Origin of the sequence: Arthrobacter caoxuetaonis, assembly GCF_023921125.1 — a bacterium.
In the GTDB taxonomy this organism is placed as follows: domain Bacteria; phylum Actinomycetota; class Actinomycetes; order Actinomycetales; family Micrococcaceae; genus Arthrobacter_B; species Arthrobacter_B caoxuetaonis.
Genome location: NZ_CP099466.1, coordinates 3381075 through 3394862, shown reverse-complemented (window position 1 = coordinate 3394862; position 13788 = coordinate 3381075). Strand labels below are relative to the sequence as shown.

10 protein-coding genes are annotated in these 13788 nt (G+C 67.8%); 4 read left to right on the top strand and 6 right to left on the bottom strand.

Annotated elements, in window-relative coordinates:
- The first annotated feature begins 12 nt into the window (after positions 1 to 12).
- Positions 13 to 1401, top strand: a complete 1389-nt coding sequence (locus NF551_RS15740; protein WP_227896018.1) for an FAD-binding oxidoreductase — start codon at positions 13 to 15, stop codon at positions 1399 to 1401.
- A gap of 12 nt (positions 1402 to 1413) precedes the next feature.
- Here NF551_RS15740 and NF551_RS15735 read toward each other — a convergent pair whose 3' ends face one another.
- From NF551_RS15735 to NF551_RS15710, 6 genes are all read right to left on the bottom strand, one after another.
- Positions 1414 to 2562 (bottom strand): collagen-like protein, encoded by a 1149-nt coding sequence (locus tag NF551_RS15735; RefSeq protein ID WP_227896078.1) that lies wholly within the window; start codon positions 2560 to 2562, stop codon positions 1414 to 1416.
- Between the two features lie 249 nt (positions 2563 to 2811).
- Positions 2812 to 5307 (bottom strand): MMPL family transporter, encoded by a 2496-nt coding sequence (locus tag NF551_RS15730; RefSeq protein WP_227896017.1) that lies wholly within the window; start codon positions 5305 to 5307, stop codon positions 2812 to 2814.
- A 72-nt stretch (positions 5308 to 5379) separates the two neighbouring features.
- Positions 5380 to 6024, bottom strand: a complete 645-nt coding sequence (locus NF551_RS15725) for a TetR/AcrR family transcriptional regulator (RefSeq protein WP_227896016.1) — start codon at positions 6022 to 6024, stop codon at positions 5380 to 5382.
- A 76-nt stretch (positions 6025 to 6100) separates the two neighbouring features.
- A complete protein-coding gene (locus NF551_RS15720; RefSeq protein WP_227896015.1) occupies positions 6101 to 8911 on the bottom strand; it encodes a molybdopterin-dependent oxidoreductase in 2811 nt (936 codons plus the stop codon).
- The gene (locus tag NF551_RS15715; protein ID WP_227896014.1) at positions 8908 to 9747 is read right to left on the bottom strand and encodes an FAD binding domain-containing protein; all 840 of its coding nucleotides are present in this window, start codon (positions 9745 to 9747) and stop codon (positions 8908 to 8910) included. The genes NF551_RS15720 and NF551_RS15715 overlap by 4 nt, the downstream gene beginning before the upstream one ends.
- A 13-nt stretch (positions 9748 to 9760) precedes the next feature.
- Entirely contained in the window at positions 9761 to 10870 is a 1110-nt protein-coding gene (locus NF551_RS15710) for an XdhC family protein (protein WP_227896013.1), read from the bottom strand.
- A gap of 403 nt (positions 10871 to 11273) precedes the next feature.
- Between NF551_RS15710 and NF551_RS15705 the strand changes: the two genes are divergently transcribed.
- The 3 genes from NF551_RS15705 to uraH all read left to right on the top strand — a co-directional run bounded on the left by NF551_RS15705 (position 11274) and on the right by uraH (position 13787).
- Positions 11274 to 12644 (top strand): 8-oxoguanine deaminase, encoded by a 1371-nt coding sequence (locus tag NF551_RS15705; RefSeq protein WP_227896012.1) that lies wholly within the window; start codon positions 11274 to 11276, stop codon positions 12642 to 12644.
- Positions 12645 to 12936: 292 nt separating this feature from the next.
- The gene (gene uraD, locus NF551_RS15700; RefSeq protein WP_227896011.1) at positions 12937 to 13452 is read left to right on the top strand and encodes a 2-oxo-4-hydroxy-4-carboxy-5-ureidoimidazoline decarboxylase; all 516 of its coding nucleotides are present in this window, start codon (positions 12937 to 12939) and stop codon (positions 13450 to 13452) included.
- Positions 13449 to 13787, top strand: coding sequence for a hydroxyisourate hydrolase (gene uraH, locus NF551_RS15695; RefSeq protein ID WP_227896010.1), 339 nt, complete (start codon positions 13449 to 13451; stop codon positions 13785 to 13787). Before uraD ends, uraH begins: the two co-directional genes overlap by 4 nt.
- Position 13788: the final 1 nt, after the last annotated feature.

Genomic DNA, 13788 nt, shown 5'->3' with positions numbered 1-13788 from the left:
CAAGGAGAGTCTGTGAGCACCGAGTCCCTGAACGCACCCGGAACCACCTTTGCGGAAGGGCATGCTGCAGTACTCAGCGCAGCAGCCCGGTCTTCCGTGGAGCACGAGGACCGGTTGAAAGCCAGCACCGACCGTTCAGGCTTTGTTGCTGCCAGCCTCCCGGAAGGAGTGGTCTTTGCCCAGGACGCCGGGGAAGTGGCGGAAGTCCTGCGCCGGGCCACCGCCCACCGCGTGCCGGTGGTTCCGCGCGGAGCCGGAACCGGACTGGCCGGAGCCTCCTCAGCCCGGCAGGGCGAAATCGTCCTCGATGTCTCCGGTATGAACCAAATCCTGCGCATCGATCCCGAGGAGCAGCTCGCCGTCGTGCAACCGGGCGTCCTCAATGCCGAATTGAACGCCGCTGCCGGCCAATACGGTCTGTTCTACGCTCCGGACCCGGCCAGCACCGCCATCTGCTCGATCGGCGGGAACATCGCCACCAATGCCGGGGGTATGCGCTGCGCCAAGTACGGCGTCACCCGTGAGGCTGTGCTGGCCCTGCGGGTCATCCTTGCTGACGGACGCGAACTGCGCACCGGACGGGAAACCATCAAGGGAGTCAGCGGCTATGACCTCAACGCCTTGATGATCGGTTCCGAAGGCACGCTCGGCATCGTCGTCGAGGCAACGCTGCGGCTGCGCCCGCTGCCTGTGCAGACCGCCACGGTTGCCGCCTTCTTCCCGAATGTGGAGCAGGCGGCCCGGGCGGCGTCGGCCGTGGTGGCGGCTCGCATCCAGCCCTCCATGATGGAGCTGATGGACGGACAGACCCTGGAAGCGGTCGACGCCGCGCTGGGCACCGACTACCGTTCCCGCGGCGCATCCTTCCTGCTGGTCCAGACCGACGGGCACGGCGCGTTCCTGGAGCAGGACGTGGTGATGGACGCCGTCTCACCCTTTGGTATCTGTGAACGGGCGGTCGACGACGAGCAGGCTGCAGCGCTCGTCACGGCCCGCCGGGAAGCCATCCCATCGCTGGAAAAGCTGGGCCGGGTATCGATCGGGGACGTTGGGGTGCCGCGCGGGAAGCTGGCCGACGTCGTCTCCGGGCTTGAAGCGATCGCCGAACGCACCGGGGTGCGGATCTTCACGATTGCCCATGCCTCGGACGGTAACCTGCACCCCATGATCGTGATGGATCCCGAAGAGTCCGTGACGGAAGGACCGCCCAAGGTCGCCCTCGGGGAGATGTTCCACCTCGCCAAGTCCCTGGGCGGAACCCTCACCGGAGAGCACGGCATTGGCCTGCTCAAGCGGGACTGGCTGCAGGAAGAGCTTGGCGACGTCTCGCTGGAAGTCATGCACACCATCCGGCAGGCACTGGACCCGCTGGGCATCCTCAACCCGGGCAAGGCCATCTAGGAGACGGCTGCCCTACTCGAAGAGCAGTGATACGCGCAGGTTCTCAATGGGGGCGGGCCCCAAGCCGCGAACCCACAGGACGAGTTTCTGGTTCTGCGCCACGGCCAGCGATCCAGTGCGCCCACATTGGGAGGTAGTCGTGCAGGACATGAGGGGTTGGAACAGGCCGTCACGGACGAGGTACACATCGATGCTGCTGGTCCGTTCCGTCATCTCGACTCTCATCTCGGTGATGGTCCCCGCGCGCGGCAGTCGAATTTCGTTAGCGGCTCGCGAGCTGGAGGGAGCCACCGAGCCGGCGATCGGGAAGTAACCCGCACCGTCGGTGAAAGCTGCGGGATCTATGGTGCCGGGCAGGAAACTGACGAAGACCGTCCCGGCCCCTGCGGGACCCGGGGGGCCCTGTGGCCCCTGCGGTCCGACCGGCCCTGCAGCACCTTCGGGTCCCTGTGGTCCGGCTGGCCCGATGGGTCCGGTATCGCCGGTGTCGCCCTTAACTCCCTGTAATCCTTCGGCGCCTGCAGGCCCCTGGATGCCCGGCGCCCCTTGGGCGCCCATCGGCCCCTGTGGTCCCACCAGACTTTGTGTGCCGAGCGGCCACGCCCCGCCGGTCTTGGGCCCGTAGACCACGAAGCTGGCGGTATCGAGGTAAAAATCACCGTCGATACCCAGAGCTGCGGCGGGCAGTCCGGAACCGCTGCGGATGCTGTTTCCATCCCGTCCTGGAAGCCCTGCTGCCCCGGCGGCACCTGCCGGCCCGGCGGCACCTGCCGGCCCTGCTGCCCCTGCCGGGCCGGAAGGGCCGGTGAGCCCGTTCTGTCCGGGGGCGCCGTCGTCACCTTTATCTCCCGGTTCGCCTTTCTCCCCTTTTTCCCCTCTTTCCCCTCTTTCCGGGCCCGCTGGCTTGGCAGTGGCGTCCACCTGCGGCGCATCGTCCGCCGGGCCGGCCGCCAGCCAGGACACGGGCACTTCGTCCGGGCCGCAGGACAGTTCGCCGGCGTCCGTGGAGATCCCCGTGAACTGCAGCGAAGACCCGTCAAGGCAGGCGTGGAAGGCGCCGGCGTCGTCGGGTGATGAGGCGGGGGTGCAGGCGCCGAGCAGCAAAGCGGCGGCAGTCGCTGCGGCAAGGGCCGGCACGCGCGCGTAGAGGGGGCAGTTCACGGTACGTATCTCCCTGGATAAGCGGCGGGGGACCGGCTGGAGGTGGAATCCGGCACCGCGCTGATCTCCCCGGGATGTGGCTGCGCCTTGAACTTACTTGGACTGGAGTCATTGATGGACTCAATCCAATTAACATGCTGGGGGTTCTTTGACTGAGTCCATAATTTGTTGCGGGAATATGACGCACGCCAAATAAAAACAGCAGCTGTCCCGGCCGGGCCGGGACAGCTGCTGTTTGGAGTTGACCGGTTAGCCGCCGTGGTTTGCGGGCTCGGGTTCCCGGTGGTCCATGTGCGGGTGCCGGCGCTCCAGTGAGGCGCCTTCGACGTCGACGTCCGGCAGGATCTTGTCCAGCCACTTCGGCAGCCACCAGGCTTTGTCTCCGGCCAGGTGCATCAGGGCGGGGATCAGCAGCATGCGCACCACGAAGGCATCCAGCAGGACGCCGAAGGCCAGGGCAAAGCCGATCGGACGGATCATGGCACTGTGCGAGAAGACGAACCCGCCAAAGACCGAAACCATGATGATGGCGGCGGCCGTGACCACGGCCCGTCCGGCCCGGACACCCTGCACGACGGCGACGCGTGACGGGGCGCCGTGGGCGTACGCCTCACGCATGCCGGAGCCGATGAAGAGCATGTAGTCCATGGCCAGCCCGAACAGGATTCCCACCAGGATGGTTGGCAGGAAGTTCAGGATCGGGCCGGGGGTCTCCACGTTGAAGACACCGGCAAGCCAGCCCCACTGGTAGATCGCCACGACGCCGCCCAGCGCGGCGAAGTAGGACAGGACGAAGCCGAGCGTGGCGATGACCGGGACGTAGATGGACCGGAACACCAGGATCAGGATCAGCAGGGACAGGCCAACCACAACGCCGAGGTAGATCGGCAGTGCATCGGAGAGCTTGTCCGAAATGTCGATGTTGCCGCTGGCCGTGCCGGCCACGCCGATCTCGTACTCATCGTTCAGCGGAGACATGTCCCGCAGGGTGTGGACCAGGTTCTCGGTGGACTCGCTGGTCGGCCCCTCCTCCGGAACAACCTGGAACGCGACGGTGCTGCCGTCCTCCGATGAGCCGATCGGGGCTACTGCGGAAACGCCGTCCTGTTCGAACAGGATCCCGGCGATCTCGGCCTGGATCTCGGTTGCTTCGGCTTCGGTCGGTTCCGACGGAAGTTCTGCCACAACCAGCAGGGTGCCGTTCTGGCCTTCGCCGAACTTCTCCGACAGCGTGGAGTATGCCCGGTACTGCGTGGAGTCATGTGCCTCGGAGGAGCCGTCGGGAAGGCCGGTGCGCAGGTCCAGCGACGGAACCGCGATGAACAGCAGGGCAGCAATCGATACCAGTGCGGTGAGTACGGCGGTCACAGTGGACATAGGCTTCACGGGGGCTGTTGCGGGCCGGGGGGCCTCAGCCGCAGCGGTGCTCGACGCGCGTTCCTTCTTGCTGAGGATCCGCATGCCGACGAGCTTCAGCATCGCCGGGGTCAGCGTCACGGCGATCATGACCGCGATGGCGATGCAGGCAGCACCGACTGTGCCCATCAGGCCAAGGAAGGGAATGCCGGTGATGTTCAGGGCCAGCAGGGCGATCAGCACCGTGGCGCCGGCGAAGACGACGGCGTTGCCGGAGGTGCCGTTGGCCAGGGCGATGGACTCCTCGAGGTCATAGCCCTGCTTCAGCTGGCGGCGGTGCCGGTTGACGATGAAGAGGGTGTAGTCGATGCCCACCGCGAGGCCCAGCATCAGGCCGAGCACGGGCGTCACGGAAATCATTTCGACGACGCCGGAGAATGCCAATGCGCCGAGGGCGCCGATTCCGACGCCGATCAGTGCAGAAATGAGCGGCAGGCCGGCGCCGACGAAGGTGCCGAGCATAACGACCAGCACGATGGCGGCTACGACCAGGCCAACAACCTCGCCGATGCCCACGATGCTGGGGATGCCCTGGGCGATGTCGGTGGAGAAGTCAGTGGTGACGCCGTCGACCGGTGCGTCTTCAAAGACGGCCACCAGGGCGTCCTTCGTCTCCTGTGTGACCTCCATCTGGGGGTCCTCGAAGACCACGGTCAGGATCGCTGTGCTGCCGTCTTCCGACACCATCCGGATGTTGGAGGCCATGTCCAGCAGGGCGGCTCCCTGTTCCAGCTGCGGTGCCTTCTCTTCGGCCGCGGCCGCCTGCGCTTCGAGTTCCGCGCGGCCGGCATCGAGCTGGGCCTGCTGGGCATCCAGCTGGGGCTGCGCCATGGCCAGCATGCCGGCGGCTTCGGCCTGGGCGCGCGCCGCGTCGAGCTGCGCCTGGCCGGCGTCAAGTTCTGCGCGGGCCGCCTCGATCTGGGTGCGGCCGGCATCCAGCTGCGCCTGGCCCTCGGAGAGCTGGCGGGCCTGCTCTTCGCGCTGGGCTTCGGTGGCGAAGGGATCCACGGCGTTTTCCACGCCGTCCACGCCCTTGGCGTCCTCAACCAAGGCAGCAATGGCGTCCCGCTGTTCGGGGGTGAACTCCGCGCCGTCCTCGGTCTGGAAGACCACCGAGCCGGAGCCGCCGGACGCCTCCGGCAGTTCCTGCTGCAGCCGGTCGGTGACCTGGGTGGTCGGCGTGTTCGGAATCGAGATTGCGGTGGAGAGAGTGCCGCCGAAGAGTGCGAAGGAGATTCCGCAGATGGCCAGCACCCCGATCCACAGCGCTAGGACGGAGCGGGCGTGCCTGGCGGCGGCCTGTCCGAGGCGGTATAGGAATTCAGCCATGTGTGGTCCTTGTCGAAAAACGAAAATCTGCTGCGGACGAAGGTGGCGGGGTGAGCCGCCGGGAGTGAAGTTCTAGGAGGTGCCCGGGGGAGTGCCGGCGAGGTTTCCGCTGCGGAGGGCAGCGACGAGGCGCTGCAGGAGTTCCAGCCAGGCACCACGGGATTCAGGAGTGTCTACGGCTCCGGTTTGGGCACACCAGAGTTCGTAGAGCACGCTGACGCCGCCCGCGAAGGTGCCGACCAGGAGCTGGATATCCTCCGGGTTGGACTCCGGGTGCCGGGTGGCCAGGGAAGCCATGACCTGGTCGCTGGCCATGGTCACGGAGCGGAAGGCCATGATGGCCTGCTCGGGTGAGGACCGGTTGTCGGCCCGGCCCAGGACACGTGTCAGGTAGGAGACCGCTTCGATGAAGCGGGGTGAGCTCACGAGGTCCACCAGGTCGTCCAGCGGCGAGTAGCCCTCCGGGGCCCTGCCGCCGGGCAAAACCAGGGCGGAAGCGACGACGCCGGTGCCGACTTCCAGCACAACGTCGTCCAGGGAAGCGAAGTGGTTGAAGACCGTGCGGCGGGAGACATCTGCGCGCTGCGCGAGCTCATCCACGGAGAAGTCCGTTCCCCTCCGCTCTGTCAGCAGGCCTGCACAGGCGTCCACAATGGCCTGCCGGTGCCTGCCCTTCAGGGCGGCACGGCGGTCTGGAGGAGATCCGGCGTCAAGCACACTCCTACACTAGGTGCATCGTTGCACTGGGTGCAACCAGAGCTCCCGTGTAACCAGAGCGACCGTGCAACCAGAACTATCGTGCGGCGGAGACCTTCGCCGGCCAGCCCGCTTCCCGCAGCGCCAGGTACACCCGGTCCCGGGCGAACGGGAGCCGGTTCAGGCGCAGTCCGGTGGCATCCCGGAGGGCGCTTGCCAGCGCCGGAGCCACCGGATTGAACGGACTCTCACTCATGGACTTCGCGCCCATGGGGCCCAGCGCATCATCCGTGGATGCGAAGTACACGTCCGTGCGGGGTATGTCGGCGAAAGTGGGTATGTGGTACTGCCGCAGGATGCGGGTCTGCACCTGGCCCGACTCATCAATCTGCACTTCCTCATACAGGGCAGCGCCCAGGGCCTGCGCCACGCCGCCTTCCACCTGGCCGCGGCACTGCATCGGGTTCATGACCACGCCGGCATCGGCTGCCTGCACGCTCTGCAGGATGCGGATCTCGCCGGACCCGGGGTCTACTGCCACCCGGAAACCCTGGACGTTGAACGCCACCGACCGCGGAGTGCCGCCCCAGCGGCCCTCGGCCGCCAGCTCAACGCCGGCTTCCTGCGCCCGCAGGTAGACCTCGGCCAGGGGAACACGCTCCTCGCCGCACACCACGGCATCCGATTCCAGCGCCACCTGCGCCGACGTGTTCCGGAAAAGTGACGCGGCGAAGCCCTTCAGCCGCGCCGCCAGTTCCGTGGCGGCGGCAAGCGAGGCTTTCCCGGCGACCACGGTGCCGGTGGAGCCGTAGGCGCCGGTGTCGTGGTCCACCAGGTCGGTATCGGACTGCCGGATGACAATGTTGCCCGGATCCGTGGACAGGGCGCTGCCGGCCAGCTGGGTATGGACGGTGGTGGTGCCGTTGCCGAATTCCGCGGTGCCGACGTCGAGCCCGTACCGCCCGTCCGGCCGCAGCGAGATCCGGGCATGGGACACGTGTCCGCGCGGCGGCACGGTGTCGATCATGGCGACGGCGGTGCCCGTGCCAACCAGCCAGTCCCCGCCCAGCGACTGCCCGGACCGTTCCGGATCCCGGGCGCCGGCGTCGAGCGCACCGCGGACCAGGTCCACGCATTCCTGGAGTCCGTAGCTGCCGTAGAGCACGTCTTCGGCGGGTTCCGGGGACGTGGAGATCATGGGATCGCCTTCCACCACCAGGTTCCGCTGCTTGAAATCGAGCGGATCCAGCTCCAGGGAACGGGCTAGTTCGTCCAGCGCGGATTCAATCGCGAAGATCATCTGGCTCAGGCCATAACCCCGGAACGCACCGGCCGGAAGGTTATTGGTGTAGACGGCGCGCGCATCGACCTGCTTGTTGGCACACCGGTAGACGGCCATTGATTCGCCGCAGCCGTGGAACATCACACCGGGGCCGTGGTTGCCGTACGCACCGGTGTTGGTGGTGACGTCGACTGCCAGGGCGGTGAGGTTCCCAGCAGCATCCGCGCCCGCACGGACTTTCACCCGGAAGGGGTGGCGCGTGGTGGTGGCGGTGAACTGTTCCTCACGGGTGAGTTCGAGCTGCACCGGCCGGCCAAGCCGCAGGGCAGCGAGCACCACGATGTCCTCGACCAGCACTTCCTGCTTGCCGCCAAAGCCGCCGCCGACGCGGCCGGAGACCACCCGGACCTTGTCTTCGGGCAGGTCGAACACCCGGCACAGCGTGCGCTTGACCAGGAATGGCACCTGGGTGGAGGTGCGCACGACCAGTCGGCCGTCCTCGTCGAACGAGGCAATGGCGGCATGGGTCTCCAGGGCAACGTGCTGCAGCCGCTGGGAGTAGTACGTGCCCTCGTGGACGGCGGCCGCTCCGGCGAATCCGGCCTCGGGGTCCCCGATGACCGAATGCAGCTCGGCCACGATGTTGGTTGCCGCCGGCGTTCCGACGCCGGTCTCGGCCGCAGCTGCGGCGTGCAGCAGCGGCGCGTCCGGCGCCAGGGCGTCGTCGGGCTCGAAGACGGCCGGCAGCACCTCATATTCCACCTTGAGGGCGCGGACGCCGGCTTCCGCCGCGGCCACGGACGTGCCTGCGACGGCGGCGACCCGCTGGCCCTTGAACCGGACGACGTCGTCCAATACCCGGGTATCGGCCGGGTCGTCGGTGTGCAGTTCGTGCTGGGCGGAGGAGAAGCGCTGGAGGGGAGCGTCATCGTGCGTGAACACGGCCTCCACCCCGGGAACCGCCAGGGCAGCGGACGTGTCGATCGAGAGGATCCGGGCATGCGCGTGCGGGGAGCGTGCCAGCTTCAGGTGCAGCAGGCCGGGGAGGGGCTCGGGCGGGAGGTCCAGCGTGTAGCGGGCGGCGCCCGTGACGATCGCCGGGCCTGCCGGTGCCGGAATGTTGTGCCCGACGGCGGCCGGGGCCTCGGCAGCGCCGGCACCGCAGGCAGCACCGCAGCCCTCGGATGAGCCGCAGATGTTCTGCCGGCCCAGCACGGCGTCCTCGATGGCCCGGTAGCCGGTGCACCGGCACAGGTTGCCCTTCAGCGCCCGCGGCAGGTTCCCGAGTTCCTCCGGTCCGAAGGCGGCGGCGGTCATCACCATGCCCGCGGTGCAGAATCCGCACTGGAAACCCTGCGCGTCGAGGAACTGCTGCTGCATCGGGTGCAGCGTGCCGCCGTCGGCCAGTCCCTCAATCGTGGTGACCTCGCGGCCTTCGGCCCGGCGGGCGGGATAGATGCAGCTGTGGACCGGCACCCCGTCCACGTGGACCGTGCAGGCACCGCAGTCCCCGGCGTCGCACCCCTTTTTCACGCCGGTGTTCCCGGCTTCGCGGAGGAAGGTGCGCAGGCACTGTCCGGGGGCGGGTTCGGCGGGGATGTCCCGGCCGTTGACCGAATACGTCACTGCCCTGCCTCCGTTTCTCCGGCAAGTTCGGCCCGGATTTCTTCGCTTAGCCGTTCGGTCATGTACTGGCGCCATTGCGGCAGGCCGTGAACGTCGTCGTGGTAGAGGGTGAACGGAATGGCGTCATCGAGCGCCGCGCGGAGTTCAGCCTGGTCCGGCAGGGCGCCGAAGCGCAGCTGGACCGGACGCACGGTGGACGCGGTAACGGTGAGGACGAACGTTCCGTCCGGGTCAAGGCGTCCGATCACCAGGACGCCGGAGCGCCCGAGGTTGGACAGGGACAGCCGGCGGAAGGCAGTCCGCGAGCTCAGCGCCTGCGCGGGGAGCGTCATGCTGCGCAGCAGTTCCCCGGGTGCCAGGGCGGTCTCACCGTCGCCGGTCACCATTTCCGTGACGGGCAGGGTGCGGCTGGAGCCGTCCGGAGAAAGCACCAGGGCCTGGCCATCCAGGGCCGCAGTCAGTGCGATCATGGGGCCGGCCGGCAGTGCAGTGCAGACATTTCCGCCCACCGTGGAGACATTCCAGACCTTGAAGGAGGCGACAAACGCCTCACAGCACGGGCGAACCGCAGCGAGGGACGTCCATTCGGAGGCGGCGGGGGGCAGTTCGCCGGCGAAGGCGTAGAGCTCGGCGATGGTGCAGGTCGCGGCGATCTCCAGCCCCTCCGCGGAGGCGGTCAGCGGCTCCCACCCGCCCTGGGTAATGTCCAGCAGCCGCTGCAGGGTGGAGCTGCCGTAGGAGAACAGTACGGTCCCTCCGGCCAGCCAGGCATCTCCCGGACGCCAGTCGGAGGGCTGGGCCGTGGGCACCAGGTCTTGAATGGTATTCATGTCCACGTGCGGGGATCTCCTAGCTGGCCGTGAGGTGGTTGAGAAGGCGGGTCGGGGAATGGATGGGCCCGCTGAGCCCGCGCAGCGGCATTCCGCTGGCGGCGCTGCGGGCGGCTGTCACTTCCGCGAACACCGATAAGGCGACTTCCGCGGGCGTTACCGCGCCGATGTCCAGCCCGATGGGCGAGTGCAGCCGCGCCAGGGCTGCCTCCGGGACACCGGCGTTCCGCAGGGCCCGCAGCCGGTGCCGGTGCGTGCGGCGTGATCCCATGGCCCCGACATATCCCGCCCCGGACTGCAGGGCTGCCGCAAGTGCCGGGACGTCGAATTTGGCATCGTGGCTGAGCAGGCAGATGACCGAACGGGCATCCAGCCGGCCCGCTTCCTGCTCGGCGCGGACCAGGGCATCCGGCCACTGCACGACGACGGCGTCGGCCTCCGGAAAGCGCCGCGGATCCGTGAAGGCGGGCCGCCCGTCGGCAACCGTGACCCGGTAGCCCAGCAGGGCGCCCATCCGGGACAGGGCTGCCGAGTAGTCGTTGGCTCCAAGCAGGAGCAGCGTCGGGGCAGCGGCCCGGCATTCCAGGAACAGTGCTGCCGCCTGGCCGCACTCGCCGTCCGCCAGCGGAAGGGTGCCGGTCTGGCCGGCAGCCAGCATGCCTGCCAGCTGGTCCGGCACCGATGACCCTGCCCCGGGAAGCAGGGCCTCCAGGGCGTTCCGAAGGTCCTCACCCGTTGCCACGGGCAGCGGAAGGTGCGCCCCGCCGTCGAGCCGGCGCAGCACTGCGGAAGGAACCGGTCCGTCCGGAAGGCTGCCGGGAGCCAGCGGCAGAATGTGGACGTCGAGGCTGCCGCCGCAGCTGAGGCCGACGGCGAAGGCATCGCCGTCGCTGTAACCGAAGGATTCTGTCCGGGGTTTTCCGTCAGCGATGGCTTCCAGCGCCGACTCCAGTACGGCTGCCTCCACGCAGCCGCCGGTCAGCGATCCCAGCACACCGCCGTCGGCCGCCACCACCATGGAGGTCCCGGCCGGGCGCGGGACAGAGCCGGAGGTCCGGATGATGGTGGCTGCGGCGCATGGGGTTCCCCGGCCCAGGGCGCTGACAACGTCGTCCCAGTGATCCAGCACGGCACCCTGCCCTTCAGCGGCAGACCGGCGGCACCGCCACCGGCCAATCCAGCAACCAAGCGGTGAGTTCCCCACCGGGTACAGACACCGGTGGGCCTTAAATCCGCGAATCCAATTCTTATCTTCTCGCCGGGCAGCCGAATTGCATAGCTAAACAAAACAGGCAATTCGGGCCCGAATTGGAAAGGAGCCTACCACGGTCACGCCATGCCGCCGCGTATTGTCCGGAAATGGTGCAGGAAACATTCTTGACCGCCTTCCCGGCGCCGTCCTACGCTGGCGCGAAGGACCGGATCCCACCGGACTTCTTGGATCAGCAGACAAGCCGCACTGAGCTGGCCGCCCCTGGCGCGCCCGCACCTGCACGGCGTCCCACGCGGCATTCACCGCAAAGGACCCGCCCATGAACCATGCGCCCGCACCAAGCCGCCTTTGGATCCAGAATCCCCTCGCTGCGTTTACTGCCAATGACCTCGACGGCGCCGGCGGCCTGGTCATAGAAGACGGCCGGATCGCCGAGGTCCTGGCGGCCGGCGAGCAGCCGTCCGCTCCCGTTTCGGAGGTCTTTGACGCCTCTGGGCACGTCCTGCTGCCCGGACTCATCAACACGCACCACCACTTTTACCAAACGCTCACGCGCGCCTGGGCGCCGGTGGTCAACACGCCGCTCTTCCCCTGGCTGAAGAACCTCTACCCGGTGTGGGCCAGGCTCTCCGCGGAAGATCTGGAACTGGCGACGACGGTGGCGCTGGCAGAGCTGCTGCGCTCGGGCTGCACCACTGCGGCGGACCATCATTACCTCTTCCCGGACGGACTCCGCGACGCAATCGACGTGCAGGTTTCGGTTGTCCGCCAGCTGGGCATGCGCGCCATGCTCACCCGGGGTTCCATGACGCTGGGGGAGGACGACGGCGGCCTGCCGCCGCGGCAGACGGTCCAGGCTCCGGAGGTCATCCTGGCGGACAGCGAACGGCTGATCGGCACCTATCACGAGCGCGGGGACGGCGCCGTCATCCAGATCGGCCTGGCCCCTTGCTCGCCGTTCTCCGTCACCCGGCAGATCATGAAGGACAGCGCCGCGCTCGCCGAGCAGCATGACGTGCGGCTGCACACCCATCTGGCCGAAACCATGGACGAGGAAGCCTTCTGCCTGGACATGTTCGGGCTGCGGACCGTGGACTACCTGGACAGCGTCGGCTGGCTGGGGAACCGGACCTGGCTGGCCCACGGCGTGCACTTCAACGACGAGGAAATTGCACGGCTGGGCGCCGCGGGCACCGCCGTCGCGCATTGTCCGACGTCGAACATGCGCCTTGCTTCCGGCATCGGCCGGATGGCCGAACTGGAGGACGCCGGAGCGCCGGTGGGACTGGGCGTTGACGGTTCGGCCTCCAACGACGCCTCCAACCTGATCCTGGAAGCACGGCAGGCGCTCTACCTGCAGCGCCTGCGGTACGGTGCCGAGGCCATCACGCCCGAACGCGCACTGGGCTGGGCGACCAAGGGGTCGGCCCGGGCGCTCGGACGCACCGATATTGGCGAACTCGCCCCGGGCCGGCAGGCGGACCTGGCCCTCTTCCGGCTGGACGACCTGCGCTTCTCCGGGTCCCATGACCCGCTCTCGGCCCTGCTGCTCTGCGGGGCGGACCGCGCGGACCGGGTCATGGTGGGCGGGCAGTGGCGGGTGCTCGACGGCGAGATCGCCGGACTGGACCTGGCGGCGCTCACGGCGCGGCATTCCGAAGCGGCACGGCGGCTCGTCGCCGGCGGGTAAGAGGGTGAGGGCGGCCGGCGAATTATTCAACAGAATCCACGTGCGGACAATACCCTGCGGCAAAATATCCCGCACCGGGCAGGGAATTTACCTGAACGAAACGTGGCGCAGATTGAATGATTCCCGTGCCGCCCTAACCCTTGACATGGGACTAAATAAGAATCCAAACTGTTCGAAATAGAAATTCCGCATTACAGAAACTCCTCCGGAAACATCGAATCAAGTCGGCGCCTGCCGATGGTCAAGGGTGTTCAGCGCCGGGGGAGCCGGTCCCAACTGAAAGCTGACACCCGTGCACCCACAGTCTTCCCAGGACTTCCTGGCGGCCTTCAACGCCGCTTCCTTCGAGGAGGCACAGGCGCTCCTGAAACCCTGCGTGGACATTCCCCGGTGGGCTTCCGAAATCTCCTTCGCCCGTCCCTTCGCGACGCCGGCAGAACTGCTCTCCTTCGCGGAACTGGCAGCCCCCGACTGGACCGAAGCAGAGATCGACGGAGCCCTGGCCCACCATCCGCGCATCGGTGAAAAGGCCGCCGGCAGCGGCAGCGAAGCCAGGATGTCCCGCAGCGAGCAGGCCGGTGTCTCCACTGCCGCGGACGTCCAGGAGCGGCTCCTGGCCGGAAACCGTGCCTATGAGGAACGCTTCGGCCGGGTCTTCCTGATCCGGGCCGCTGGACGCAGCGCCGAGGAAATCCTGGCCGCCCTGTCCGAGCGCCTGGACAACACCGCCGAGGACGAACTCGAGGTCACCGCCTCCCAGCTGCGCGAAATCGCCATCCTCCGACTGGAAGGGCTCCTAACGCCATGACAAGCCAGATCACCACCCACGTCCTGGATACAGCCGCGGGCCGCCCGGCCCAGGGGGTCCATGCATCGCTGCAGGTCCTGGGAGAACTCGACTGGCGGGAGCTCGCCGTCGGCGTCACTGACAGCGACGGGCGGATCACGAATCTGGGGCCCGAGCGGCTCCAGGGCGGGACCTACCGGATCGAATTCGCGACCGGACCCTACTTCGAAGCCTCCGGAACGCCGTCGTTTTTTCCTTCCGTCGCACTGACGTTCGTCGTGGCGGACACCGGGGAGCACTACCACGTGCCCCTTTTGCTGAGCCCGTTCGCCTATTCCACCTACCGAGGAAGCTGAG

Excerpts from the sequence above, each read along its gene's own strand:
- NF551_RS15730 (WP_227896017.1), bottom strand. The coding sequence starts at position 5,307 with ATGGCTGAATTCCTATACCGCCTCGGACAGGCCGCCGCCAGGCACGCC.
- NF551_RS15705 (WP_227896012.1), top strand. The coding sequence starts at position 11,274 with ATGAACCATGCGCCCGCACCAAGCCGCCTTTGGATCCAGAATCCCCTC.
- uraH (WP_227896010.1), top strand. The coding sequence starts at position 13,449 with ATGACAAGCCAGATCACCACCCACGTCCTGGATACAGCCGCGGGCCGC.